Here is a 26,203-nt window from a genome sequence, read left to right as displayed (position 1 = left end):
GGACATAGACTGGTGGATGCGATGTATCGGCGACGCCGACCTGTCAGCACGCGACGAGTACTCTCGCTTCGCTTACCTCGCCGGAGCGCTGCCCGAGTTCCGCACGCTTGTCCACTACCGACTTCGCAGGACACCGCTGCCACTTCGATTGCTTCTTCGCCGGCTCTATCGGCCGTCGGCCACCCTTACACTCGACGCAGAACGGATCGGTCCCGGTCTGTTCATTCAGCACGGAATCGGCACGATCGTCGCAGCGGAATCGGTAGGCAGCCACTGCTGGATCAATCAGCAGGTCACCATAGGACACGACGCCAAGGGTAAGCCGACCCTTCGTGATGACGTGCGTGTGGGGGCAGGAGCGGTCGTTATCGGTCCCATAACGCTGCACGATGGCGCAACCGTGGGAGCGAATGCCACCGTTGTTCACGACGTACCTCCAGGGACCACTGTCGTCGCCCCGCCGGCCACCGTCCTCAGACGTCACCCAGGGGACGTCGACGAACCAGCCTAGGCACCCATAGCAAACATGGAATTACCTGCGCCACAAGAATTCCCAACACGGATGCGGTAACCACTCCGAATGCGCCGATCGGTCCTGCTGCCACTCCACCGACGCCGAGGCATACCGCGGCCATCACCACCGTCCACAGAGCCTGCCAGCGCGCCTCATCGGGTCTGGTCAGCAGCACGTTGGCCGGCAGGTACAGCGCCTGCACCACGAGAAGAGCCCCGAAAGCCGATGCAAGCGGCACCGATACAACAATTTGCCTACCTGACAGTATCGATGTCACTCCGGGACCCAGCAACGCCAACCCGGTCGCCACGACAACGGCGTAACCGGCGAACACCACAGTCAGGCGCCGCCACATCCGGACCGTCTCGGTTACGGCAGATCTGCGTCTCACGAACACCGGCCAGTAGGCCAAGCCCGCCGTCGACAACACCGACCAGCACACGCCGTAGATCTGCGCCATCAATGCATACTCCGACAACTCAGCGGGATCGGACCGATGAGCGAGCAGAAGCCGTCCCGCCTGCAGCCCGATGGGCATTCCCACCGCCACGACGAAGAGCCACCCGCTTCCCTCCAGCAACCGACTCCTGGACGATGTCGGGGAAACCCTCGCGAACGCCGACCAACCCAACCCGCTCGCGCGGAGAGCCAGCACGGTGCCCAGAGTCAGGCCGCAGAGCAAGCCACCCAGCGACGACACCGCATACCAGATCCCATCGACATCGAGCGCACTCAGCAGCAATGTCACCAGCAGGGCAAACACGGGACAACTCATGAGCACCAGCGTGGCCAGAGGATTCCGATCGATACCTATGAGAATGCGTACCCCGAGACCGGCAGGAATCGTCAGCGCAAAGACCGATGCGGCGACGGTGATCGCCCACCTGTCTGCGGCACCACTCGACATTCCGAGGAGAAATCCCCATCCGTCGAAAGCCATGACTACCAACGCCAGAACCACAAATCCGGCAGCAATCGCTCCCAATACGCGGTAGGCGCGCCGGATCACCTCGGGAGCTCCCGGATCTCGGTTCGGCCCGTGCAGCATTGCACTTGCACTCAGTACCGTCGCACCGATCCCGAGATCCGCGAAGGGGAGAAGAAGCGTGACTGTCGCGATCAACGACACGAGCCCGAACACGGCAGACCCGGTTTCACGCACTATTACGGCAGTGTTGACAAGTCCCAGTGCCGCGACTACCGGCGTGCCGAGAACCCGGTATACCGTGCTGTACACCACGGCCCGGCTTTCCTCGGGCGCGAGCCGATACCGCTCCGATGCTGCCATCAGCGGATCGGGGCACGTGGCCGGTGCAATACGATCCGCACCGCGGAGAGGACGGCGTAGGTGAGCGCAAACGGGCCTGGTTTGCCATGCCGCAACGACGACCAGAGCGAACGCCACACTCCTGACAGCGATCGCGCGAACACCGCCGCGCTGACCGGGCTGGTGCACAGATAATCGCCCCGCACACGCGGCGATTCCATACTCAGTCTGTTCAGGCCCCACGCTATGTACTCGTCTGTACGGTCGATGGAACTGCGCGATACGGACAGACCACTGACGTCGTACGTGCTCAGCACGTCCGCAAGCTGAATCACCTGCACACGCGGAATCGCACGTTGGACACGGATCAACCAGTCCGGTTCCTCGTGTGGGGCGTCGTCGTCGGCACACCACGGAACCGTCCGCACAAGCTCGACCGGAAAGCAGAGTGTCGACGTTTGCAGGACCGCGCCACCGGAAGTGAATCCCGTGAATCGGAACAAGTAGTCGGCGATGGACTCTCCGGGTTCGATGAGCCGACGCGGCCACGTTCGTCGTCGGGTACCCGGACCCATGACCGCCATACACGACGAAGTGATCCAGTGATCCCCGGCCCCGGCTCCAACGGCCGCCAGTTGGCGTTGCAGCTTCGTCGGGTACCACTCGTCGTCGTCGTCCAGCAAAGCGATCACGTTGCCGTGAGCAGCTTCGATTCCCCGTTGCCTTCGGCGAGCAGGGCCGAGGCCGATCTCGGCCCGGAGCACCAGAATTCGATCATCGACAGGAAGTGGCACGGGCACGTCCGGTGGGGCGATCACGATGATCTCCTCGACTCGGAATGTCTGTCCGAGAACGGACATTACGGCGCGAAGCAGCGTCGGTCGGACTAGCGTGGGGATGACTACGCTGACACTCGGCGTCATTGCGGATCGACCGCCCGCGTCCGGAAGTGCATCCCACAGAACAGCAGCGCTATGCACGCGTACTGGGGAATGCTGTTGTACGTCCACGCATCGTAGAACAGATCCCAGATCCCTTGCAGAGAAGCCGTGAGCGCTATCGGCGCCCACATCCCGTACCGCGCGAAGTTCCAGACAACACCGATGCACGCGACCAGTAGCCATACAGGAAGGAGCACGGCGAGTACGCCGCCCTCTGCCCACGATCCCAGCAGTATGGAGTGCATCGCCGAGAAGTCGCTCGGCGGAAGTCTCCAGTAGAGTTCGAACGGGAAGGTCGGATCGAAGCCCAGCCGAATCGCCAAGTGCTCCGCCTGGGTATACACCTGTGCCGTCAGGTTCTCGGCGCTACCCCAACCGAGAATTGGACGCTCGAGAATCGCGGTGACGGTCATCGGCGGTTCGGTACGACCGGCCAACAGCAATCGCAGTCCTGTCGCGTCCTGCTCGATCGTCTTCCTTTGGAGCACCGGCCCGAACAGGCCGGCACGCGCCGCGTTCGGCATGACGAACGCAAACACCAGCCCTGAACAGATCACGATCGAGAACTGCAGTCCTCGGCCGAGTCGTACGCCGAGGGGCCTGGTTGCCAAGATCGCGGCAGCCACCAGACAGACAAGGGCATGCGAGCGAAAGTTGAGGCCCAGGCTGGCAAGTCCGAATATTGCGAGGACTATCGGGAAAACGGACCGCGGCACACGCATCTTCGTCAAGACGAACAGCACCAGGATTGTCACGGAGAATGCAATCCCGTACTTCCAGAAGTCGAGGAAGCTCCCCGTATGGGTCAGTTCGATGCCCTCGATGAGGTAGAAACCGACGGTGCCGGCGGCGATACCTGCGATGATCGTACCGATCCGCTCCACCGCACGGCCGGTGAGAACAGTGAGACCGGCGAGATACAACGCAAATGCCCCGGGAGCAATGGCGTTCGGCCACAATACATTCACACCGTTGACGATGCCGGATGCGCGAAACGACATCCATCCGAGGACGGCCAGCGCGAGCGGCATCAGGTCCACGCCCCGGTGCTCCATCAGGAATATCGCCGGCACCAGAAGCAGGCAGATTACCGACAGTCCGGTGACCGCCACGTTGGCGAGCTGGATACATGATGTGGCGCCGATCGCGAACAGGGTTACCCGTGCGAGCGCAGCACGATGTGCGCGCTGCAGTTCAGCCACGGTTTGTACAGGCACGAACGCCATTTCGGTCAACAAGCACCCCTACAGCAAGATGGACGCTCATTGAAACGATAGCGGCCGAGACTCCGACCGATGCATACTTGTCGCAAATGCCTAGCACTGGATCGAATCGCTCACTGGCAGTAGCGCGCGGCCGCTCGTACGACAAGGGACGCGGGATGGTTGCGCAGGCGCTCTGGGTCGCAGTGTCAAAACTGATCTTCACACAGGTGTGGTGTCCGAATCGTTTGCGATGCACCATTCTGCGGTGGTTCGGCGCAGAGGTCGGACAAGGCGTCCTGATCAAACACAACGTCACGATCCAGTGGCCGTGGAAGCTCTCGATCGGAGACGACTCGTGGATCGGAACGGGAGCAGAACTCTACGACATCGACACCATCGTCATCGGATCCGACGTGTGCATTTCGCAACGTGCATACCTGTGCACCGGCAGTCATGATCGCCGATCAGCCACCTTCGGATTCGACAACGCTCCGATTGTGGTCGAGGACGGCGTGTGGGTGTGTGCCAGGGCCACTGTCCTGCGTGGCGTCACCCTCGGATCGAACTGCGTGGTCGGTGCCACCGCGTTGGTGACGGACGATGTCCCCTCGAACTGCGTGGTCCGTCCTCCACGACCTGCCATCACACCGAGATGATCCCCGATGCGAGTTCTGCAAGTGGTGACGATGCTCAGCCGGGACGGGGCGTACGGCGGGCCCGCCCGCGTCGCCTTGAACCAGAGCGCGGAACTGCTCGGCAGAGGCGACGACGTCACCGTCGTCGCCGCAACCCGTGACTATCCGCTCGGGCCGAGCTGGATCGACGGAGTGCCGGTCCGGCTGTTCAATGCTCGGCAACTCGTGCCCGGATCCGGGTTCGCCGGGCTCGGGGCGCCGGCGATGACCCGATGGGTCGGCCGAAACCGAACACGCTTCGACGTCGTCCACATCCATTTCGGCCGTGATCTCGTTGTGCTCCCGGTGGCAGTGACCATGCGGCGATCGGGAATCCCGTACGTGCTGCAAACGCACGGCATGGTCGGCCCGTCCGATCACCCCCTGGCCGCGCCGCTCGACGCCGCACTCACGCGAAGAGTACTTCGGGGTGCCGGGGCGGTGTTCTACCTGAACGCTCCGGAACGCGAGCAAATCGGTGCAGTCGCCAGGACGGTCCTCCCGTTCGTCCAGCTGCGCAACGGTGTGCCGACTTATCGGGGTACCGCGGTGCGTCCCGGCCCGCCGGAGGTGCTCTTCGTCGCCCGCATGCATCCCCGCAAGAGACCGGTCGCGTTCGTGGAGATGGCAAAGGCACTGCTCGCGAAGGGTGTCGAGGCTCGGTTCACACTTGTCGGTCCGGACGAGGGCGAGGGATCTGCGATCCGCGCTGCGCTCAGCGGCGATACCCGGATCTCATGGGAAGGTGCGCTCGCACCCGTCGCAATCCCCCAGCGGATGGCGGCCGCCAGCCTCTATGTGCTTCCGTCGGTTCGCGAACCTTTTCCGATGTCGGTACTCGAAGCGATGTCGGTCGGCCTTCCGGTCGTCATCACCAATGGGTGCGGGCTGGCTTCCGTTGTGGAACGGACGGCCAGCGGCATCGTCACCGACCCCGCCGTCCCGGCACTCGCTGCCGCCGTGGAATCCGTTCTCGCCGAACACGAACTCGCCCGAGCGATGGGCGAACGGGGCCGGGCCGTTGCGCATGCCGACTTCGGAATGCAACCGGTCGCCGAACGCCTGCAGGATGTCTATTCACGCTTGCTCGGGAGCGGTCCATGAAGTTCGTCGGCAGACCTCGCACGATGTGGGTGATCGTCTTCAACGTGGCACTCACCACTCTCGTCGCCGCTTCGGTTCTCGCTGCGACCAGGGCGGACGAGTCCGGACCTCACATCCCACTGAGCATTGCCGTGGTCGGAGACCAGTATTCCGCCGGAGTGCAGAATCGCTCGGTCTGGCCGACGCTGATGGCGCAACGCACCGGATGGTCGGTATCGAACTTCGCGCAACCGAACGCGGGCTACGTCGCAGACGGCCAGGGAGGGCATGCCTTCACCTACCAGGTCGATCGTGCGCAGGGTGCGGACACCCGGGTCATCCTCATCGTCGGCGGTCTGAACGACACCGGACTGTCTTCTCCGGATCCGGTCGGCATCGGAGCGATCGACGCGATCAACAAGATCACTCTCGGCGGCAGACGCGCTCTCATCGTCGGACCGACGTGGTTCGAGCAACCGATCCCGGAACCGATCGATGATGTTGCAGACGCCGTCCGACAGGTCGCCGAGGACGCCGGCGTTCCGTACCTCGACGCCCTCGACCCGCCGCTGCTGACAAGAACTCAGATGCAGCCGGACCTCAGCGGCCCGACCGATGCCGGGCAATCCGTGCTCGCCGACCGGATCGCCGAATGGGTCCGCTCGGAGGTCTCGAAATGAGCAGAACCCGATGGTTCGATTCGGCCGCGATTACTTTCGCTGTCGCAATCGTCATCGTGCTGGCCCTCATCACCCATCGCCCCGACCTCCCTGCAACACCCGAGCACGCTCGGATCGATAACTTGCAGAGATCGGACGATGGCCACCCCTCGGCTCTGGTCCTCGGTGATTCGTACACCGCAGGGAACGGGTTGGCGGAGATGTCGTACGCATGCATGGCAGCCATCCGGCTGGGATGGCTGTGCAATCTTTCGGCGATGACCGGTACCGGCTACGTGAGTGGTGGCCCGGCCAACCGATTCGTCGTCGACCCATACATCGGCGAGTCGGCATCGTTTGCTGAACGCATCCCCCACCTCGCCGCTGCCTACGCTCCCGACACAGTCATTCTCGACGGCGGACGAAACGATCGGTTCCCTCCAAGCGAGGACGTCTTCAACGCAATGCGATCAACTATCGAAGATGTCCGCCGGACCTGGCCCACCGCCCGGGTCGTGTTCATCCGGCCGCGAGTCCTCAACGATCCGCGCGACGAAATCCGATTCGACGACGACTTCATGGCACGCCTGCAGTCCGACCCAGCCGTCGACGGGGTGATCTTCGTGGACCCGATTGCGTCTCTGTCCGATATGGACACATCGGTCATGCTCGCCGCCGATGGCATGCATCCGAACCAGAAGGGTGATCACGCCATCGCCGAAGCCCTTTTCCAGTCGCTGGCTGTCCGAGGCGTGGCCGGTGAGCAATGACCAGCGCGCTGACCGAATACCGAAGTGTGCTGCGCAAGCGGTGGCGATGGGTCGCGTGGGGAGTGCTCCTGACAGTTGGTGCTACAACCGTCTTCCTGTTGCTCAGCCCCCCGATCTATCGAACGCAGGCAACCGTGTTCGTCCGTACCCCGGGCGACGTCAGTCGAGTCGTCGACGGCGGCGACTCGTACGCACAGGGTCGCGCCGCTACATATGCCGAACTCGCCGACAGCACCGACCTCGCAGCGCGCGTGATCGACGACCTCGGCCTCGGCCTGGCTCCGGAGGCACTCGCGAATCGAATAGACGCGGCCAACCGGCCCGGTACCGCGCTCATCGACGTCGACGTTCGCGCTCCTTCCCCCGAAGAGGCCGTGCAGACAACGACCGTCCTGATCGCCGAGTTCGCGACGATGGTGCGAACCCTCGAGGAAGTTCCCGGAGCACTGCAACCCCGGGCGGAACTCGTCGTTGTCGAACTGCCCGGACCACCGACACGAATCGTGGCCTGGAATGTGCCACTGCCGACCGCGCTTCTGGCCGCGGTCCTTGCTGGATTGTTTCTCGGAACGACCGCAGCGGTTGTCCGGTCGATCTTCGACCACTCTCTGCACGATCCCCGTGACGCCGCCCGCGTATCCGGCAGCACACTTCTCGGTTCGATCCGAGATGGGGCGCCCGATCGGGTGACGTCGAATGAGCGCGGTCTTCGACTGCGGCTACTCCCGCTACTGAGGAATCCGTCTCGCGGCGTGATAACGGTCACCGATGGAAGTCGAGCGTCAGCGACCGCCACCACAGCCCGCTACCTCGCGCGCGCTCTCGCGGTGCGGGACTCCTCGGTCGTCATCGCTGATCTCGACGGGCAACGCGCGCACGTGATCGACTCGACCGAATTCCGAACGAGAATCCGGAAACTGCGTTCCCGCTACAACTGGGTCATCCTGGCGTGCCCTTCGGCGACGAATGCCGCTGCGCTTGCCGATGTATCGGATGCAATCGTGCTGACCGTCCGGCAAGGTGTGACGACCCGCCGACAACTGCGCGACACAGCGATGCTTCTACCGAAGTCCGTGGCGTCCGCCGTGGTCTTCGACCGTGGAGTCCCCCCTCTCGGGGATGGAGAGGAGACCGAGTGAACCTGGCGACATTTTTCGCGACGATCAAGCTGTATCGCAAGACCTTCGGCGCCGCCTGTGCAGCAGTGGTGATCGCCGGTCTGAGCTGGGTTCTGCTGAACCCCACCCCGTCCGTGTCCACCACCCAGCTGATGGTGTCGATAGAGGGAACAACGACAGCGACCGCATACGAGAACGACGAGGTGGTAGCGGGGCGCGTCAATTCCTACGTTGCGCTGCTCACGAGCGATGTGGTGAGTCAGCGCGTGGTGGACGAACTCGACCTGCCCGAGACACCTCAGGAGCTCGCCGAGCAGGTCAGCGCAACTATCGTGCCTCCGAGAACTGCGATCATCGACGTCGCGGTGACGGACGAATCATCTGCTCGTGCACAGCTTCTCGCCGACACGTTCGCACGCGAGTTCATCGAGTATGCCGATGCGCTGGAAACTCCGACGGGAGCAGACGGCCAGAAGGTGCATACGACGGTGGTCACTGCCGCGACCGAACCGCACGAGCAACGTGTCGAACGTATCGGCCTCATCGTTATCATCGTGCTCGCCGGGATAGTGCTCGCGGCGATCGCGGTATGGGTTCGTGCGCAGACGGATCCTGTGGTCCGAACTGCATCGCGTGCCGCGCAGCTATCAGGCCTACCGGTGATCGGATCCGTGCCCGAAGTACGCAACGCCGATGGACCCGATTTCGAGAGCTACCGACGTCTGCGGACTCACCTGGGTTCGGCGGGCGATCGTTTGTACGGATCCCACCGATCGGGCATGGTGTGGGTGATCACAAGTGTCGCCGGTGAAGCCGATTCATCGGTACTGGCCGCGAATCTCGGTCGTGCCTTGGAACTCCGCGATGGTCGCGTGACGGTGATCGATGCCGCTGAGGACCCTGTCGCCGACCTCGGGGCAGGCGACTCCCGCGGCCCGGACAGTGTTGGACCAGCACCCCTGCGAAAGTCCGACGACCGACCCGCCCCGACTACCCCGACGAAATGGGGCACGGACACCGGCGACCTGCCGACTGCCTTTGGAGAACTCACAAATCGCGTGCGGAAGGATTACGCACATGTGGTCGTTGCCGCACCACCTGTATTGGCGTCATGCACCGCATCGGTGATGAGCGACTTCGCCGACGGAGTCCTGCTGGCAATCTCATTCCACGTCACGCTGCGGCGCGACCTCGTCGAGGCAGCCGAACGACTGCGTGATACCGGCGCTCCGCTGCTCGGCACGGTTCACGTCGACGTGGACACCACGACTACTGTTCGGAGACCGGACAAATCTGTCGATACCCCTGTGCTATAGCAGAATTCGTGGCACTCATAACTCGATCGGCGTACTCTTTTCTGCCCTTCCGGAGATCACGGTTGCCCTACGGAACCTCCGAACCACGATTGAAGAGCGGCCCCGCAGTTCACGCCAGGGCACAGTGGTCGACTTGTCGCCCGGACACTCAGTACTGCTGGTACACCCGGATGTAGTCGACTTCGAGACGACCGACACGCGTCTGATCCGTCAGGATCGAATCCGCTTCGCGCTCCCAGTCGTTGTCGATCATCATGTGCAGAATGAGTTGCATCGGCCCGTTCTCTATCCGGCCGCTGTCGGTGAAGCGGCCACACTCGACTCCGTTGATGTACCAGGCAATGTAGTCGGGCTGCCAATCGACGCCGTACCGCACCCATTCGTCGGAGTAGTCGCGCACTCCACATGCACCGTTGTCTTCGGGACCGGCGTTGACCGAATACGACTCGGTTCGGCCGTTGTAACTGTAGTTCATATTAATTGTCTCGGGCTGACCTCCCAAGACCTCCATGATGTCGATCTCGCTCCGATAGTTGAACGACGGATCTGCCGGCACCATCCAGAAGGCAGTGAAAAAACCCGACTCACCGGGAAACTTCATACGCGATTCCACATATCCGTACGTGAACGGAAACAGGTATTGCCCCGACTCAACGTCCGGTCGAGCAGTGGAGAGTAATCCCGCCTTGTACGTACAAATGCCCTGGAAGCACGCATCGTTGGGTTCAGGTGCCGCGAGCGGCTCGGCGGTAAGGATCGCAATACCGCCGCGCACCTGTACTTGTTCCGGCCTGTACGTCTCCTTGCCGTTGTTGAAACTGCTCGTGCATGCCCCGTCGTAGTTCCAATCGAAGCAGGGAGTGAGCTTGCCGTGGTCGTAGTCGGATCCCTCGAACTCCTCCGAAAAGGCGACGCGCCAGGACTTGCCGGATGGCGCCGGCTCCGGTGGTGCCGGGAAACACTCGGGCGATGCGCCGATGCTGTCGGCATCGCATCGGTTCGAGTCATTGCCACAGCCGGACAGCAGCGGAAAAGTGAGTACAGCGACCAACAACGCTCGGAGAGCAACCGAGGTGATCGGAGACAACTCCGACACCGCTTCCCGTGCTCTCCGTGTGCGATCCATGTCACCGCAACCGCTTGATGACACCTTTGGCTGCCACGAAAGCCCGCCGGCCGACCGTGGATGCGCCGAGCGCTTCCGAACGAAGCGATTCCGGAGTGTGGTCCGCCCGGACACTGAAGCGCGGCTGCAACCACGCTTCACGCCGCGTCGGACGGCGGTCACTGGTGTGCACTGCGGCATAGCCGAGCCCTCTGAGATCGGCGAGTATTCTGCCGTCATATTGTCCTAGCGGCAGCGCGGCCTCGTCGACGCGCACTCCGGCAACCTCGGAGATTCGTTGTCGCGCTTCGACGAGTTCGCGATGACGCGTCACCTCGTCCATGCCGCGCCAGGATCGGTGATCCATGCCGTGCGTGCCGATTCCCATTCCACGCCGACGCAGTTCCGACACATCTTTCTCGCTCAGACTTCCTGCGGCGCCCAACCTTCCGGCCAACACGAAGAATGTGGCGGTGAGCCCGCGCTCGGACACCTCGTCGAGTGCGATCTCTATGTCGGAACTGTTGCCGTCGTCGAAGCTCAGCCGGACATCGGGCCACGTGGCCACCTCGTCCAGAATTCGCCGGAACTCGTCGATGCCGATCCAGAACCGGTCTTCGCCGTGCTCGAGTTCACGACGGGCGGTACCGATGCCGTGAAAGCTTACGTTCGCCGGTCTGATCTCAGCCATGGGCTCTTATCGCTCGGCGCGTCGACTCGTCGCGGCCCCACGCCTGGCCTTCGGCAGGTGTGCGAAGCGCAAGGAGAGCTGCGAGACTCGTAATACCGGCATACACGACTCCTGCTGGAGCGAGCCGCGGATTCGGGATGACGACATCGCGCAGCCAGGCGAATCGGTCGACCGGACGAACCTCCCCCGCGATCCCTCCGCTCCGGTCGGCCGCTCGCAAGGACGCGTTGCCGCGACGTACCCGGACGAGCCGACGCACCAGATCCCGGGTGCGCAACGGTACTTCGACCACGGTCGACACTCCGCCGACCTCTCGCTTTTCCTGCGGTGTGAACTGTGAGTCCAGGAAGAGATCGTCGGCGACCATGTCGGGAAACCGGTCGAAACGGCGTCGGCCTTCGGCCGAAAGCGCGATCAATCCCCGTCCGAACAGCCCCTCGTGGAAGACGGGAAGTCGTGAATTGATCGCGAAGAACTGGCGGACCAGAATCGATCTTCCCGTCAAATCGAGGTCGCGGCGTGGAACCACAGCCAGCGGAACGGGCGGCGGCGCGTCCGCGGCGAGTGCATCTCGAAGGGCGCGCACCACATGCGTACCCGCAACGATGTCGGCATCGAGGTACACACGGGGAAATCCGGACGCGATCGCATCTCCGGCGTTGAGCGCCTTCGGCTTGCTGGCCTCAGGGATTTCGACGACACGCACCCCCGGTCTTCGTTCGGCCAGCCTCGCAGTGTTGTCGGTGCAACCGTTGGCGACGACTATCACATCGAACTCACCGGAAGCCGCATCCGCCAACAGCGACGCGAGGCAACGCTCGATCACAGCGGCCTCGTTGTGCGCGGCGATGACTACACTCGTCATGAGGTCCCTCAAATTTCACACGAAGGCATGGCGATCCTATCAACTCTGCGTTGCGTGAGGAAGGTCCCTCCATCGCTCCCTGTAGAGGACCATTTGCAGGGTTGCTCGAGGTACAGGACGGTATACCCGTATCGCTTGAGTGAGTGCGATCACCGCGCGGAAGGCGAAGGCGTACGGCCGGGAATGACAATTCTCGATGTAGCGGACCCGATTGACCGTTGCCAGCATCGCAAGAGCGGCGGACGTACCCGAGCCACCGCCGGCATGCTCGACGACGGCGGCCGGCTCGAACCAGATCAGTCTTCCTTGTTCGCGGATGCGACGGCAGTAGTCGATCTCCTCCGAGTACAGAAAATAGTCCTCGTTCCAGTTCCCCACGGCCCGTTCTACGTCCGCGCTGATCAACAGGGCCGACCCCACAGCCCAGTCGACCGAATGTGCACAGGTGTAGCGCTCCGGGCGAAGTTCGGTCTCCGACAACCAGGATGGACGCCGACGCAACCGGTGTCCGCCGACGATTGCGTCACCGAAGGCCCGGGAGATGGAAGGTTCGCGACGCAGTGTCGGATCGATCCGATCGGTGTGCTGAAAGAGGTTCAGCGGCACCACCGCCCCGACGCCGGTTCCGCTCAGCGAGTTGAGAAGTTCGTCGATCGCATACCTACGCAATCGAAGGTCCGGATTGAGCACCAGCACACCGGTGCACCTACCGATATAGCGTCGAGCTCGATTGATTCCTCCCGCGTAGCCCAGATTGCCCCCGGCGCGGACGAGAATGACGTCCGTCTCGGCGGCGACGATTTCAGCACTGTTGTCCGTCGAGTCGTTGTCCACGACGATCAGGCGCAGTGACAGACGACGCGCGTCGCGCCGGAGATCCGTCACCAGATTCCGGATGTCGCGTGCACTGTTGTAGGTCACGACGACCACAGCAACGTCGGCCCACTCGTCACGGGATACGAAACATCCCTCGTTGCCCACCGGACGCTCCGGTTCTCTCGATTCACTTGCGGTTCTGAGGACCAAGTGGTCGCGAAAAGGTCATGCGCATCAACCGCCGTCCGTTATTCTTGGTGGCAACGTCACTGTACCGGCAGAGCCTCGAGATCGTCACTCCGGAACCGCGGAGAACGTCGGGGTGCATCCGGGAGCCCAGGCTGATGAGGCGGTGACCCACGGATGAGCCACATCCTGATCCTCGTCGAGAACTTGTCGGTTCCATTCGACCGTCGCGTTTGGCAGGAGAGCCGAACCCTCGTCGCTGCCGGGCACACAGTCACGGTGATCTGCCCGATGGGAAGCGGACGGGACGACGAAGCCGAGACAACCCTCGAAGGCGTTCGCATTCTGCGATATCCGCTTCGGACCGCCGAAGGGGGGCCATCTGGATATCTGCGCGAATATTCGGTCGCCCTCTGGCACACCTTCCGACTCGCGATTCGCGTACGAAGGAAGGAACCGGTGCATGCGGTGCACGCATGCAATCCGCCGGATCTCCTCTTCCTCGTGGGGTTGATGTTCCGCCTGACCGGGGCGCGGTTCGTCTTCGATCATCACGACCTCGTGCCGGAACTGTTTCGTTCCCGATTCGGTAGCAGACTTCCCGTACTTTACTGGGGGACAAGAATTCTCGAGCGGCTCACCTTCGCGACGGCAAACGCGGTGATATCGACCAACGAGAGCTACCGCCGTGCAGCGATCGACCGCGGCGGCATGCGACCCGATCGCGTGACGGTGGTTCGGAGTGCACCTGACCTCCACCGCTTCGTACGACGTGACCGCGAGCCCGAACTGCTCCGCGGAAAACGCTTCCTTCTTGCGTATCTCGGCGTGATGGGACCACAGGACGGCGTCGATTATGCACTGCATGCGCTCGCACACTTGAAGTACCAGCTCGGCCGTCGCGATGTGCACTGCATCTTCATGGGCTCCGGCGACTCGTTCGATGCGATGGTCGCGCTCAGCGAGGAACTCGGACTTTCGGACACCGTCGAGTTCACCGGCCGCGTGGCGGACGAGTTCGTCCAACGATGCCTCTCCACCGCGGATGTGTGCCTGTCTCCGGATCCTCTCAACCCGTTGAACAATGTGTCGACGATGAACAAGATTCTCGAGTACATGGCAATGGTGCGCCCGATCGTCTCGTTCGACCTGGTGGAAGCACGCGTTTCTGCAGGCGATTCTGCGTTGTATGTCGCGGCAAACGACACCGCGGCATTCGCGACCGCCATCGACGAGTTGCTTCAAGATCCGGACCGGCGCAGGAAGATGGGGGAACTCGGTCGCGGGCGCGTGGAGAGCGAACTTTCATGGGACATCTCCAGCAACAACCTGGTCACCTTCTACGACCGGCTCTTCCTGCCCGGTGATCATCGGCCGCCGCGATGGTCTCCTCGACGAGCGAAACCGATTCGGCCGAGGACACTGCTGGGCCTTCTCAACCGTGATACCTTGGACCGATAATCCGCCACCTGCGCGACCACCACAGGTAGCAACACACCGGGGCGCCGAATCGAGTGCAACTGCGTTGAGCGAGAGCGACTGCGTTCGCGCAATCGCAGCACGACGGAGCCGTGGAAACGCACAGCGAGGTCGACGTGACCGCTACAGAAAAACCCGTGTTGAGCGTGTTCGGACTCGGATACGTCGGCTGCGTCTCGGCCGCGTGTCTCGCTTCCCGAGGCCACAGAGTCATCGGAGTCGACGTCAATCCCGCCAAGACCGCCGCTCTTCGCGAGGGGAGGGCTCCCGTCGTAGAGGAACGTATCGGCGAACTCACTGCGGAGGTCGTCGCATCGGGCTTGCTGACGGTCAGCGACGATCCTGCAGGCGCCGTACACGCTTCGGCCATCACGATTGTTTGCGTCGGCACACCGTCCACATCCGGGGGAGGGTTGTCCACCGCCTATCTCGAGCGGGTCAGCAACGCCATCGGCGAAGCGCTGGCGAGCAAGGAGGGCTGGCACGTGGTGTCCTACCGCAGCACGATGTTGCCAGGTACCTGCGAGAACCTTCTCGTTCCGATTCTGGAACGCGCTTCCGGCAAGCGAGCCGGGAAGGACTTCGGCGTGTGCGTCAACCCCGAGTTCCTCCGCGAAGGCAGCAGTGTGCGCGACTTCCTCGATCCTCCGAAGACAGTGGTGGGCCAGAGCGACGACCGTAGCGGCAGCGAAGTCATGAACATCTTCGACGGGCTGGGAGGACCGAGATTCCATGCCCCCATCCCGATCGCCGAGATGACCAAGTTCGTCGACAACAGCTTTCATGCGCTGAAGGTGACTTTCGGGAACGAAATAGGTTCCCTGTGTGCGGCTCTCGGTCTCGACTCCTACGCCCTCATGGAGATATTTCTGTCGGATTCGAAACTGAACATCAGTCCTGCCTACCTGCGGCCGGCATTCGCGTTCGGCGGCTCGTGCCTACCCAAGGACGTCCGCGCACTCAACTACCTTGCGCGCCGACACGATGTCGAAGTCCCCGTTCTCGCAAACATATTGCCCTCCAACGAGAAATTGATCCGCCACGCGATCGACCTCGTGATCTCCCTGGGCCGCCGGCGTGTGGGGATCTTCGGTCTCGCCTTCAAGTCCGGTACCGACGACCTACGGGAGAGCCCGATGGTCGAACTCGCCGAGCAATTGATCGGTAAGGGATACAGCGTTCGCGTCTACGATTCCCAGGTTGCCGTATCGCGGCTGATCGGCGCGAATCGCGCCTGCATCGAGGACCGCCTACCCCACCTCGAGAAGGTCCTCACAGACAACGTCGACGAGGTTCTCGATCACTGCGAGGTGTTCATCGCCGGATCAACCGACGCGGCTGTGGCATCGGCAGCCGACCGTGTCGGTGATGAATGCGCGATAGTCGATCTGGTTCGGCTGCCAGGCGCCGAGGAACGCCGGCAAGAGAAATTCTATTTCGGCATCGGGTGGTGAAGGTTGTTGGAGGCTATACGCACCGGTGCCGAGCGGCCTGACGAATGCACCTCGGCGCCGTGAACAGTGCTGCAGCAGCGATCACCGCCTACGCCTTCGATGAGCTGCCTCCCGACGTTCTCGCTGATTGGTGCCGACTTCGTGCAGCCGGCTCCCTTTACGACAGCCCGTACTTCGACCCGCGGTTCGCAGCCGCCGTGCACTCGGTCCACGGCGATGTCACAGTGCTGGCCGGTCCCGACGTTGTATTCGCGGTCCAGTGTTCGGCGCGTACCGCCCGACCGGTGGGCTGGCCCGGAACCGACTTCCAGGGACCGATAGTCGGCCCGAGAAGTACCTTCGATCCTCGGGCCGCCCTGAGCGCCCTTGGAGTGGCTGCACTCCCCTTCGACCATTTGGTCGACCCAGGTGGACATTTCACGCAGTATGTGGACGGCATCCGTCGATCACCCTACGTCGAAATCGACGGCGGCCTGAAGGGATATCGTGGGCGCGCATCCAAGTCGGGCCGAGCCAATCTCGCGCAAGCGCAGCGCCAGGCCCGCAAGTTGATCGACGAATACGGCGAACTCAGATTCGAACCGGACTCGACGGACAGGGACGTGCTTCTCCGGGTCATCGAGATGAAGCGTGCGCAATATCGGGCCACCGGGGCCCGCGACCACTTCGCCGCTCCGGGAAGACGTGAATTGCTGGAGGTCCTGCTCGGCATCCGCGATCCGGACTTCTCAGGTGTTCTCTCCGGTGTCTTTGCCGGTGACCGAATCGTGGCAGGTCACTTCGGCATCCGGTCGGCATCGGTGCTTCACTGGTGGTTCCCTGTCTACGATCCCGAGTTCCGCGCTTATGCCCCCGGCTGGATCCTGATGCGTGAACTCATCGCCTCCTCGATGACCACCGGGGTCTCTCGTATCGACCTCGGCCGTGGTGAAGACCTGTACAAGCGGCACGTCATGACCGGGCATGGCGACGTCGCCTACGGTCTTGTCGCCGGCCCGGGCTTGCGTGGCGTCCACAAGATGCAAGAGACAGTGCGGTCCGCAATCGAGTCCTCGCCGGTGGGTTCGGTTGCCCGAACCGTCCTCCGCAGACACCGATCACGCTCGACCCGTTCGGTCCTGCGAACCGAAAGGAGACCGAATTGGCTGTCCTCGCGATCTTGACGCCGAGTTATCTTCCGGACCTGCCGCACTTCACCGAATTGCATGCGTCGGTGCGGCGTTACACGGCCGACGATGTTGTTCATCACGTCCTCGTGCCGAACCGTGATTTCGCGGCGTTCTCGCAGATCGACTCTCCCAAACTCAGGGTCCATCCAGAAGACGAAAATCTACCGTCCACCTTCATATCGACATATGGCTTCGCCAGCCTGCTCCGGCACATACCCCGAATGTCGAAACTTCCCAGAATCACAGCCGTCAACCTCGCCCGGCCATGGCCACCGGTACGCGGTTGGATCCTCCAGCAAATCCTCAAGCTCGATGCGGCGAGCCGAATCGACGCCGATGTGGTCCTGATCATCGATTCCGACGTTGTCCTGATCCGTCCGATCGATGTATCCGACTTCCTCCGTGACGGCACGGTCAGGTTCTACCGATTGCCGGGTGGTATCGGTGCCGAAATGAGCGAGCATCACCTATGGCACCGCACGGCAGCCCGACTTCTCGGGTTGGCGACGCATGAATCGGACTCGGTTACCGACTACATCACATCATTCGTTCCCTGGGATCCTCGGATCGTCAGGAAGGTACAACGGCGTGTCGAGGACACGACTACCAGCGACTGGCAGTCCGCGGTGGCCCGGGAGCTGCGGTTCTCCGAGTACTTCTTGTACGGCGTGTTCGTCGACCATCTCGGCACCCCTGAAGAGCGATCGTTTACAAGCTCCAGCACGCTGTGTCACAGCCATTGGGGTTCCGCTCCGCTCGACAAGACCGGCGCGGATCGGTTCCTGGAATCGATCGGGGCTGACGACGTCGCAATACACATTCAATCCCGATCTGATACGCCCGCCGACATCCGCCGGTACATAGTGACGGCTGCTGCCGACTCGTAGTGTCGTTTCGTGCGGTTACGCGCGGGCTGTGGAGTTCGGGACCGAAGCGAAAGACCACAGCAATCCATACAGCAGAAAGAAGACCAACGTGATCTGCTGGAAGGAGCGAAGGTCGAAAGTAAAGCTGGACAATGCGATTCCGACAAGAGCCGCACCGAGTGCATACGCCATGTTGCGGTCCGCGACGGAGGTGACGCGACGCAGTGCCGCGGTCATCGCGACGGCTATACCCCCGAAGAGAAGCATGAGGGCTGCCACCCCCACGACTCCTCCCTGCACGATCGCTTGCAGCCATTCGTTGTCGAGGTATCGATACTCGGTTGGCGGGTAGCCGCCGAGCCCCAACCCGAACCATGGATTCTCGCGAAAGTGCTGCCCCACAACCGCGTAATCCTCGGTCCGGGTCGAAATGCTGGTGTCACGCTCCGCATAGATGATCGAATACCAGAGGGCCTGCAGATAGTCCGGCAACAGGAGTCGGTAGATACCCACCACGATCAGCCCCACCATTACAGCATTCGCGAGCGCCCGCAGATTCCACGCGAACATGTAAACCAACAATGCCGCTGCGAGTGCGACGACTCCCGACCGCGAGATCGCGGTCGGGATCGCGACGATCGCCAAGGCACACGCGATCGCTGAAAGCTGTCGATGCAGTGGCTTGATCGCGTACCGCGCGAGGTGCAGGCTCAATACGACCCCCACCACTGCCAGGACCGACAACTCGATCGCGTGTTGGGATGTTCCGAACACCCGCCGGGACCCCTCGCGGCTGGTGAAATCGATGTCCTCCAAAGATTCGGTGAAGCCGGGGGGTACAAGTAACTCACGCAGATCGACTCCGCTGAAAGCCTGGAACAGTGCGACAACACACGCATAGCTCAAACCCGCGACGAGACACCCTACGACGATCGACCTTTGCCGGGAAGTCCTGACGGACTTCATGACGTACAACGCGACCCCGACGTGGGCGCACATCACGAGCATCGTGCGAGTCTTGCTCGCTTCGATGACGCCGTTCTTGGGATCGAGCAGACCCGTTCCGTAGGTGAGGAACAACAGGAAGAAGTACGCGATGATGATCATCGTGCCCGGATTGCGAGTCCGTTCGGCTGAGTTCCGGCGCGCGAAAACGAATCCGGCGATAACGAGCGCAAGACAGAGATAGCCCAGCATCCGCGCGGGCGATCCATGACCCCGCAGTGGCCCAGGAAGGACGGCCGGCGTCGGGATGAGCGGCACGATCAGTGCGCACGCCGCTGCGATCCACGGTGTCTTCTCGCGTTCGGGCAGCGGCGGAGCCGATGATGGGAGGTCGGGTACAAACGAGCGTTCCTCCGAGAACGTCACGGCCGTTCGCTCCCGGGCGAACCTTTACCTGCCGGAGAGCCAACGCGCGTCCACTCTCGATCGCTGTCCGTATGTCGATCCTGACCGCCCTCCACGAGGTCCGACACCCGATCCCGATCCTTGCGTTTCGTCTTGAGACGCACGACGAGAACATCGAACAGTACCGCGGCGAATACCGACAACCCGGTGCCGACGAGCATCAGAGCAATCGTTGTGCGCGTTCGGCTGGGTGTGGCCGGTTTCGGATCCACCGGCGGTACAACGGTATAAGAGATCAACATCCGGTCCGGTGGGACGTCGGCCGACCGTTGCACTCGCTCGAGCAACGGTCCGCTCTGAGCAGCAACCAACTCGACTGTCTTCTTGGATTCTTCTGGATCAGCAGCTGTTGCCTCGATCGTCACGAGGGGTAATTGGTTTCCCGGGAGCCCCGTTTCGAAAACCGTGGCAGTGTAGTCGGAGATGCCACCGGAATCGGCTACCTGCTGAGTCACAGCAGGATCCTCGAGGCCCATCGCCAGCAAGTTGATGAGTAGAACCGCTCCGCCTGCGTCGACCAGCCCATTGCTGCGAACTTCGCCGTCAGCGGGTGCCACGGCGACGCTCGGATTCGCCAGCCCCAGCGTAGTGGTCGAGTAGTACACGGGCTCGACACCCGCGTACACACGGTAACCGACCACCACGGTGACAACCATCAGTGGCAGGAACACATACCAGCGGCGAGCGCAGGACTTTGCGACGTCGAATAGATCCATCGCCACTCCTCGGCGTCCCGGTCGTCGGCATCGGGTCGTTCAATCGTAGCGGCTCGATCGTCACACTCGTGCCGCTTCGTGCTGCTCCGTCCTTGCCGATGAGCGTCGCAAGATACACCTCGCCTCGAGTCTCCTCGAGACAGATGTCTGCGGCACGTGCGGCAGGGTCTGCCCGGAAACGGAGCCAGGCGTGCGCGAGCTGCTGACGAATCGAGGTTCGGATAAGGAAACGGACCAAGTCGGCAAAGACGCCGTTCCGGCCGCTCGATCCCGAATGCGTGCTCGCGAACGCCGTCGAGGATTCACGGGGTCGACCGAATGATGCGAATCGGTCTGGAACAATCATTATCTGTGGTTCCAGGTCACTTGCCGTTCGATATCCGCATCTACATTGCGGGGCACCGGGGCCTCGTCGGCTCGGCACTCTGGCGGCATTTCAGCCGTGCCGGGTATCGGCACTTGATCGGTCGAGACTCCGCCGAGCTCGATCTCCGCAATTGGGGCAATACGCTGGCCTTCTTTGAGTCCACCCGCCCCCAGGTCGTGATCGACGCGGCGGCACGCACGGGTGGCATCGAAGCCAACATGCGCCAACCTGTGGATTTCATGTCGGACAATCTCAGGATTCAGGTCAATCTGCTCGACGCTGCCGTGGCGACCGGTGTCGAACGCTTCCTCTTCCTCGGCTCGAGTTGTATCTATCCCAAGTTCGCGGCCCAGCCGATATCCGAGGATGCGCTCCTCACCGGTCCGTTGGAGCCGACGAACGAAGCCTATGCAGTCGCGAAGATCGCTGGAATCGAGCACGTGACGGCGATCAGGCGACAGTACGGTCTGCCGTACATCAGCGCGATGCCGACCAACATCTACGGTCCCCAGGACAACTTCCATTCCAGTAACGGCCATGTGCTTCCGGCGATGATTCGGCGATTTCACCGCGCCGCAGCGGACGGTTCGGACTGCGTGACGTGCTGGGGTACCGGCCGTCCGCGCCGCGAGTTCTTGCATGCCGACGACCTCGCGGATGCGTGTCACTTTCTGCTCGAACACTACGACGACGATCAGGCCGTCAATGTCGGCACCGGTGTCGACCACAGCATTGCCGAACTGGCTCAACTCGTGGCAGAAGTTTGTGGGTATCGTGGCGAGATTCATTGGGACCACACGAAACCGGACGGAACACCGCGAAAACTGCTGGACATCCGAAGAATGACCGAGATCGGCTGGACCGCAGGCATTCCGCTGCAGGGCGGCATCAAGACGACCCACCAGTGGTTTGTCGAACATCAGGAGGACTATCGAACGTGACCCTCGTTGCCCGGCCAGCGGGGCCGATCGACCCATTCGGAACCCCTACCGACTTCCAACAATCGGATGTCGGCATCAACCATGATTCTGACCAGTTCATCAAGCGCAACTTTCGGTTCCCAACCCAACTCGGAACGTGCCTTCGATGCGTCCCCGATGATCGAATCGACCTCTGCTGGGCGGAGGTAGCTTTCGTCGAATCGAACATGACGCTCCCAGTCGAGGCCGGCGTACTCGAACGCCAGCGCCAGAAAATCCCGAACCGAACTACCTGTTCCTGTTGCAAGCACGTAGTCGTCCGGTTCGTCCGCTCGGAGCATTCGCCACATTCCCTCCACATACTCAGGGGCATACCCCCAATCACGCACGGCATCGAGATTCCCGAGGTACAGGAACTTGTCCAGTCCTGCCTTGATGCGCGCAACCGCACGAGTGATCTTGCGAGTAACGAATGTCGGTCCGCGCCTTGGCGATTCATGATTGAACAGAATGCCGTTGACCGTGAAGAGCTGGTACGCTTCCCGATAATTTCGAGCCACCCAGTAGGAATACGCCTTCGAGGTCCCGTACGGCGATCGCGGATTCAGTGGAGATCGCTCATCTTGAGGATACGGCGAACTTCCGAACATCTCCGAACTCGACGCTTGATAAAAGCGGCACTCCAGGCCGATCTGGCGTATCGCTTCGAGGAGGCGGAGCGTCCCGAGTCCGGTCACCTCCGCTGTGTACTCGGGTTCGTCGAAACTGAGACGGACGTGGGATTGGGCAGCTAGATTGTACACCTCTTCCGGTTGGATCTTATTGAGAAGTACCATTATTCGCGTTACTTCGAGAAGGTCACCGTGGTGCAGAAACAGCCGCACATCCGGCAGGTGCGGGTCCGCGTAGAGGTGGTCGATCCGGCTGGTATTGAAGGTGGAACTACGGCGGATGATGCCGTGCACCTCATATCCCTTACCGAGCAGTAGCTCAGCAAGATATGACCCGTCCTGACCTGTTATCCCGGTTATGAGAGCTCGTCGCGCAGTCAACGTTGCTCCTCGAGCCGACCGGAAGCAAGTTCGCTGATCCACTCCTCGTACCGGTCGAGAGCCGCGGACTCGGACAGCATCAGGTCGCAGTAGCGGCGCCCGGCCTCGCCGAGTCGGCGTGCAAGGTCGCGATCCTCTCCGATTCGCATCGCTTCCTCGACCAGGAGGTCCGCACGCCCAGCTGGAACGCAGACGCCCGCCATCGAAGCGATGATCTCCCGCGCAGTGAAGCCTCCTTCACCGGTTGCCGCAAGAATCGGCCTGCCGGCAGCGAAATACGAGGTCAGCTTGCTCGGCATCGACATTCGGGCAACCCCTGGACGTTCGTTCACCAGCAGCAGATCGGCTGCACCGAGCGCCGCCGGAAAGTCCGTCTCCGGTACCGGTTCGGCAAGTTCGAGGCATGGAACGGAGGCACTCAATTCCTGTAGGTATTGCCGTTGGTGACCGTCCCCGAGCAATACGAAACGGAGGGGCAGAGCCTGCGCAGCAGCCAACTGCGCCGCGGCGATCACGTTCTCGAGGCCCTGCTTGGTACCCATGTTCCCGGCGTGTAGAACGACCAACTCGTTGTCACTCCACCCACGCCCAGCGCGGAACGCGGCACTGGCCGCGGGATCGGACGGAGCGATATGAGTCCAATTGCGGCACTCGCGAACTCGATGAGAATCGACGTGATACCGGTCGATCAGGTCGGTTGCGAATCCGTCGTGGATCACCGCGATCCCGTCGGCTGCCCGCATCGTCCACGATTCCAGAGCTTCGACAGCACGCTCGAGGAACCCGCCACCCATGTCCATCTCTGCGAAGGCGCGAGTGTATACGTCGTGAACCACGATCCCCAGGGGTGGTCGATGGCGTGTCAGCCGGATGCGGGCTGCGCAGAGGGCGGAGGTCAGAAGCGGCGGACTGACGCACACCACAACGTCCGGTCGAGGGTATCTCGCCGCACTTACCTGCAATCCGAAGGTCAATTCCATCAACAATCGCTTGATCGCCGAGGGGTGACGTGTGACGAAATGGCGGAATCTCCGCACGTGCACCCCGTCCAGCAATTCCTCCGAGCGCATGGATGGGTAACCGTGCATCCGGGTCCACTGCGGGTAGTGCGGCTGACCGGTGAACACGTACACACGATGTCCACGTCGCGCTAACCCAACCGCCAGTCCGCTCGTATAGGGAGCGATTCCGGTCGGTTCCGGCGCATAGTTGATGCCGACGATCGCGACCGTGATGCCCGTGGACACATCCCGAGAGTAACCGACACGCACTGAATGAGCGGGGTGTTCGTACACAGGAGCTCGGCCCTCAGCACCTGCCGTAGACGTGCTTTCACTTTCGAACCGTCATCCCTCATCAGCCGACCATGACGTAGCGAACGGCCGAGACGATCGGTTCGATCCGGCCGTCAACAGCCGGTCTGCAGTGCTGCTCGGATGTACCCGACTGTCTGGTACACATAACCCCAAGCCCAATCCCACGCGGAAAGATCTTCCATGCTGTCGACAACCATCAGTTCACCGTCGAAGCACCGTCCGAGAATGTAGCGTGCTCGAGTGACATGGGGGGTCTGCGTCACCACGATGACGCTTTGCCACCCCTCCGACTCCGCAAGTCTGCTGAGCTCGCGCGCTTCCCCCCGTGTCGTAGGCGGATCGGGTTCGAAACACGAAACGGCGAACTCGTATCGCGGGTGGGTACACAGGTCGGTGAGCCACACGCTTTCGGATCCGATCGGATTGGATATCACTACGCGGGGGGCATACCCTTCCAACGCGTATTCGAGTCCGACGGAGTAGCGCGCGACGCCCGGACCACCGAGCACAAGTACTACGTCGGCTGGGTGCACCTCGTCTCGCGGCGGACGCACGTAGACATACCAGCCTGCCACCACGAGTGCCAGAACCACCACCATCGCCGCGAGGACCCAACGCCACCCTCGTTTCCTGACTCCCAAGTGAACCACCAATCTCGTCTGCCGCTCCACCCAAGTGGCTGGCGCTTTCCGGCTTGCGGTGCAGCACTGGAGCTCGCCTCGACTGTCACGAAGCACTGTTCGGTGTCGGATCACCCTCAATCAGCACATTGTTGCCCGAGACCGATACCGGCCATGTGGGCGAGCCGCCGGCTGCGGCGCGCCGCAACGATCTTCTGGCGACGTACGAACATTCGCGCCACCGCGAGTTGCGCCCGCCGGCGTTCGGTGGGGCTGAGATCACACCTCGCGAGCCAGTGCAAGATTTCCCTGCATTGCAGTGTCGTCACGAAGCACGCGTGCCACGGCGGCAAGTCCAACTTCCGAACGAGAGCGGAGACACGTTCCACTTCCCAGTGGCGCCGTCCGAGCACCTCGGGTATATGTCCCCACGGCCCGGCGAGCGCGAGCTTCGTCGCGAATACCTCGTCCTCGCGCATCATATTGCGCCGGTCTATATCAGCGACAACCGAGCGCCGGAAGAGCCCGTACAAAGGATCGATCAACATGTGACTTTCGTTGAGCAGCCGTAGCATTTCGGTAAACCGCGTGACCGGATCCTCGGAAGAGAGTGAGTCGCCGTGAAACTCGACGGTTTGTACGGCGCTATCGGAGGAAACGTATTCCAGCTGTGTCGTCACCAGAATCGATCGCTCGTCCGCCGCGAATGCTTCGAGGCTGCGTGACACATTGTTCGGTGCCAACCAATCGTCGTCGCCGACCCACCGGAAGTAGGCTCCTCCGGACAGCCGCATGACACCGACAAAGTTGTTCAGCAAACCCGTATTCACCGGATTGCGGTGATAGACGATTCGCCGGTCCTGCGCAGCGAGATCGCGGCACAGGTCCTCAGTTCCATCGGTGGAGGCATTGTCGCCGATAACCAGCTCCAGATTTTCGTGATCTTGACCGAGTACGGACTCCACTACGTCGCGTACCCTGTCGACTCCGTTGTGGACGGGAAGTCCCACCGAGACCAGGGTGTCGGCAGTTGCCATCACCGCGCTCCTCGACGATTCGCGTTTCGGGCCCGCAACCTTGACGGAAGACGCCGAATCTCGTCGAACGGAACCACGACAATTATGAAGATGCCGCAGCCTGCTCCCCCGGCAACCGAAAGTTGCACGAACGCTCCAGCACCTGCCAACGGTTCGATCAGAAGAAGGATCACCGTGGCCGACAGCGCAGCGCCGAACATCGGGCGAACCAGTCCGGGCAATGCGGGTACCAGGCTGACCCCGTGGCGGTGGAGAGCGAGGATGGTGAGGGGAAGCGCCACCAGCGTCGCGCTGAGGCCGTGTGCCACCGCTGTCCCCTGGATTCCACCCAACCGGGTCCCGACCCAGAGCGCAGGAAGTAGCGCCGCGGCCCAGCCAAGGTTTACCCAGACAGTTGCCTTCGTGGCGCCCAACGAGGTCAGGATATCGAGTGAGGTTTTCTCACCAGAGAGTCACCGACGACAGCAAAGACATCCGAACGGTGTGGCGTGAAAAGAGGACGTGGGGTCCTGCCTGGTAGGGATTGTTTCGAGCAAGAAGCAACCCGGAGCAGGACCCCACGTGATTACCTATCGTGCCACGCTCGA

Annotated in this window: 27 protein-coding genes; 12 read left to right on the top strand and 15 right to left on the bottom strand. The window is 62.2% G+C overall.

What is annotated here, in order from left to right; genetic code table 11:
• Positions 1-43: 43 nt before the first annotated feature.
• Positions 44-427: a hypothetical protein gene (locus tag A8G15_RS31750; protein ID WP_245687785.1), complete on the bottom strand. Its 384-nt coding sequence runs from the start codon at positions 425-427 to the stop codon at positions 44-46.
• Here A8G15_RS31750 and A8G15_RS31745 point away from each other — a divergent pair.
• A complete protein-coding gene (locus tag A8G15_RS31745; protein WP_245687784.1) occupies positions 368-511 on the top strand; it encodes a hypothetical protein in 144 nt (47 codons plus the stop codon). The two genes, A8G15_RS31750 and A8G15_RS31745, sit on opposite strands and share 60 nt — an antisense overlap.
• Here the strand turns inward: A8G15_RS31745 and A8G15_RS09595 are convergent.
• Genes A8G15_RS09595 through A8G15_RS09585 form a run of 3 tightly spaced genes read right to left on the bottom strand, consistent with a single transcriptional unit; the run spans position 474 to position 3,948 of the window.
• Complete coding sequence (locus A8G15_RS09595) at positions 474-1,802, bottom strand: lipopolysaccharide biosynthesis protein (protein WP_068158489.1); 1,329 nt, start codon at positions 1,800-1,802, stop codon at positions 474-476. The two genes, A8G15_RS31745 and A8G15_RS09595, sit on opposite strands and share 38 nt — an antisense overlap.
• Positions 1,802-2,704: a glycosyltransferase family 2 protein gene (locus A8G15_RS09590; RefSeq protein WP_068158486.1), complete on the bottom strand. Its 903-nt coding sequence runs from the start codon at positions 2,702-2,704 to the stop codon at positions 1,802-1,804. The genes A8G15_RS09595 and A8G15_RS09590 overlap by 1 nt, the downstream gene beginning before the upstream one ends.
• On the bottom strand, positions 2,701-3,948 hold the full coding sequence (locus A8G15_RS09585) for a hypothetical protein (protein ID WP_068158484.1): 1,248 nt from the start codon (positions 3,946-3,948) through the stop codon (positions 2,701-2,703). Before A8G15_RS09585 ends, A8G15_RS09590 begins: the two co-directional genes overlap by 4 nt.
• Here A8G15_RS09585 and A8G15_RS09580 point away from each other — a divergent pair.
• From A8G15_RS09580 to A8G15_RS09555, 6 genes are read left to right on the top strand one after another with little or no spacing between them, the layout of a single operon-like run.
• Positions 3,852-4,583 (top strand): DapH/DapD/GlmU-related protein, encoded by a 732-nt coding sequence (locus A8G15_RS09580; protein ID WP_342671561.1) that lies wholly within the window; start codon positions 3,852-3,854, stop codon positions 4,581-4,583. The genes A8G15_RS09585 and A8G15_RS09580 overlap by 97 nt on opposite strands.
• A 6-nt stretch (positions 4,584-4,589) precedes the next feature.
• Positions 4,590-5,705: a glycosyltransferase gene (locus tag A8G15_RS09575; protein ID WP_068158479.1), complete on the top strand. Its 1,116-nt coding sequence runs from the start codon at positions 4,590-4,592 to the stop codon at positions 5,703-5,705.
• Complete coding sequence (locus A8G15_RS09570; RefSeq protein WP_068158476.1) at positions 5,702-6,364, top strand: SGNH/GDSL hydrolase family protein; 663 nt, start codon at positions 5,702-5,704, stop codon at positions 6,362-6,364. Before A8G15_RS09575 ends, A8G15_RS09570 begins: the two co-directional genes overlap by 4 nt.
• Entirely contained in the window at positions 6,361-7,113 is a 753-nt protein-coding gene (locus A8G15_RS09565) for an SGNH/GDSL hydrolase family protein (protein ID WP_068158474.1), read from the top strand. Before A8G15_RS09570 ends, A8G15_RS09565 begins: the two co-directional genes overlap by 4 nt.
• On the top strand, positions 7,110-8,252 hold the full coding sequence (locus tag A8G15_RS09560; protein ID WP_068158472.1) for a Wzz/FepE/Etk N-terminal domain-containing protein: 1,143 nt from the start codon (positions 7,110-7,112) through the stop codon (positions 8,250-8,252). Before A8G15_RS09565 ends, A8G15_RS09560 begins: the two co-directional genes overlap by 4 nt.
• Positions 8,249-9,547, top strand: coding sequence for a hypothetical protein (locus A8G15_RS09555; RefSeq protein ID WP_068158470.1), 1,299 nt, complete (start codon positions 8,249-8,251; stop codon positions 9,545-9,547). Before A8G15_RS09560 ends, A8G15_RS09555 begins: the two co-directional genes overlap by 4 nt.
• Positions 9,548-9,695: 148 nt before the next feature.
• Here the strand turns inward: A8G15_RS09555 and A8G15_RS09550 are convergent, their stop codons facing one another.
• The 4 genes from A8G15_RS09550 to A8G15_RS09535 form a co-directional block, all read right to left on the bottom strand.
• Entirely contained in the window at positions 9,696-10,673 is a 978-nt protein-coding gene (locus tag A8G15_RS09550; protein ID WP_068158468.1) for a glycoside hydrolase family 16 protein, read from the bottom strand.
• A gap of 1 nt (position 10,674) precedes the next feature.
• Entirely contained in the window at positions 10,675-11,220 is a 546-nt protein-coding gene (locus A8G15_RS09545) for a polysaccharide deacetylase family protein (RefSeq protein ID WP_211270136.1), read from the bottom strand.
• A gap of 115 nt (positions 11,221-11,335) precedes the next feature.
• Positions 11,336-12,208, bottom strand: a complete 873-nt coding sequence (locus A8G15_RS09540) for a glycosyltransferase family 2 protein (RefSeq protein WP_068158464.1) — start codon at positions 12,206-12,208, stop codon at positions 11,336-11,338.
• A 39-nt stretch (positions 12,209-12,247) separates the two neighbouring features.
• A complete protein-coding gene (locus tag A8G15_RS09535; protein ID WP_169833878.1) occupies positions 12,248-13,138 on the bottom strand; it encodes a glycosyltransferase in 891 nt (296 codons plus the stop codon).
• Between the two features lie 249 nt (positions 13,139-13,387).
• Between A8G15_RS09535 and A8G15_RS09530 the strand changes: the two genes are divergently transcribed.
• From A8G15_RS09530 to A8G15_RS09515, 4 genes are all read left to right on the top strand, one after another.
• Entirely contained in the window at positions 13,388-14,671 is a 1,284-nt protein-coding gene (locus tag A8G15_RS09530) for a glycosyltransferase family 4 protein (protein WP_082899785.1), read from the top strand.
• Between the two features lie 110 nt (positions 14,672-14,781).
• A complete protein-coding gene (locus A8G15_RS09525) occupies positions 14,782-16,143 on the top strand; it encodes a nucleotide sugar dehydrogenase (RefSeq protein ID WP_342671560.1) in 1,362 nt (453 codons plus the stop codon).
• Between the two features lie 59 nt (positions 16,144-16,202).
• Positions 16,203-17,306: a GNAT family N-acetyltransferase gene (locus tag A8G15_RS09520; protein ID WP_245687776.1), complete on the top strand. Its 1,104-nt coding sequence runs from the start codon at positions 16,203-16,205 to the stop codon at positions 17,304-17,306.
• Positions 17,285-18,199 (top strand): DUF6492 family protein, encoded by a 915-nt coding sequence (locus A8G15_RS09515; protein WP_068158459.1) that lies wholly within the window; start codon positions 17,285-17,287, stop codon positions 18,197-18,199. Before A8G15_RS09520 ends, A8G15_RS09515 begins: the two co-directional genes overlap by 22 nt.
• A 15-nt stretch (positions 18,200-18,214) precedes the next feature.
• Here A8G15_RS09515 and A8G15_RS09510 read toward each other — a convergent pair whose 3' ends face one another.
• Both A8G15_RS09510 and A8G15_RS09505 read right to left on the bottom strand, forming a co-directional pair.
• Positions 18,215-19,549, bottom strand: a complete 1,335-nt coding sequence (locus A8G15_RS09510) for an O-antigen ligase family protein (RefSeq protein WP_156665321.1) — start codon at positions 19,547-19,549, stop codon at positions 18,215-18,217.
• Complete coding sequence (locus A8G15_RS09505) at positions 19,546-20,304, bottom strand: YveK family protein (protein ID WP_156665320.1); 759 nt, start codon at positions 20,302-20,304, stop codon at positions 19,546-19,548. The genes A8G15_RS09510 and A8G15_RS09505 overlap by 4 nt, the downstream gene beginning before the upstream one ends.
• Positions 20,305-20,625: 321 nt before the next feature.
• Here A8G15_RS09505 and A8G15_RS09500 point away from each other — a divergent pair, with 321 nt between their 5' ends.
• A complete protein-coding gene (locus tag A8G15_RS09500; protein WP_082899783.1) occupies positions 20,626-21,612 on the top strand; it encodes a GDP-L-fucose synthase family protein in 987 nt (328 codons plus the stop codon).
• On the opposite strand, the gene gmd is transcribed toward A8G15_RS09500, so the two are convergent.
• The 5 genes from gmd to A8G15_RS30550 all read right to left on the bottom strand — a co-directional run bounded on the left by gmd (position 21,600) and on the right by A8G15_RS30550 (position 26,029).
• On the bottom strand, positions 21,600-22,643 hold the full coding sequence (gmd, locus tag A8G15_RS09495; protein ID WP_068158455.1) for a GDP-mannose 4,6-dehydratase: 1,044 nt from the start codon (positions 22,641-22,643) through the stop codon (positions 21,600-21,602). The two genes, A8G15_RS09500 and gmd, sit on opposite strands and share 13 nt — an antisense overlap.
• Entirely contained in the window at positions 22,640-23,890 is a 1,251-nt protein-coding gene (locus A8G15_RS32215; RefSeq protein ID WP_068158453.1) for a glycosyltransferase family 4 protein, read from the bottom strand. The genes gmd and A8G15_RS32215 overlap by 4 nt, the downstream gene beginning before the upstream one ends.
• A 161-nt stretch (positions 23,891-24,051) precedes the next feature.
• The gene (locus A8G15_RS09485) at positions 24,052-24,558 is read right to left on the bottom strand and encodes a YdcF family protein (protein ID WP_068158452.1); all 507 of its coding nucleotides are present in this window, start codon (positions 24,556-24,558) and stop codon (positions 24,052-24,054) included.
• A gap of 158 nt (positions 24,559-24,716) precedes the next feature.
• Positions 24,717-25,616 (bottom strand): glycosyltransferase family 2 protein, encoded by a 900-nt coding sequence (locus A8G15_RS09480; protein WP_068158450.1) that lies wholly within the window; start codon positions 25,614-25,616, stop codon positions 24,717-24,719.
• Positions 25,616-26,029: a hypothetical protein gene (locus tag A8G15_RS30550; RefSeq protein WP_156665319.1), complete on the bottom strand. Its 414-nt coding sequence runs from the start codon at positions 26,027-26,029 to the stop codon at positions 25,616-25,618. Before A8G15_RS30550 ends, A8G15_RS09480 begins: the two co-directional genes overlap by 1 nt.
• Between the last annotated feature and the right edge of the window lie 174 nt (positions 26,030-26,203).

Source organism: Rhodococcus phenolicus, assembly GCF_001646785.1.
GTDB lineage: Bacteria > Actinomycetota > Actinomycetes > Mycobacteriales > Mycobacteriaceae > Rhodococcus > Rhodococcus phenolicus.
This window is presented reverse-complemented; position numbering and strand designations above follow the sequence as displayed.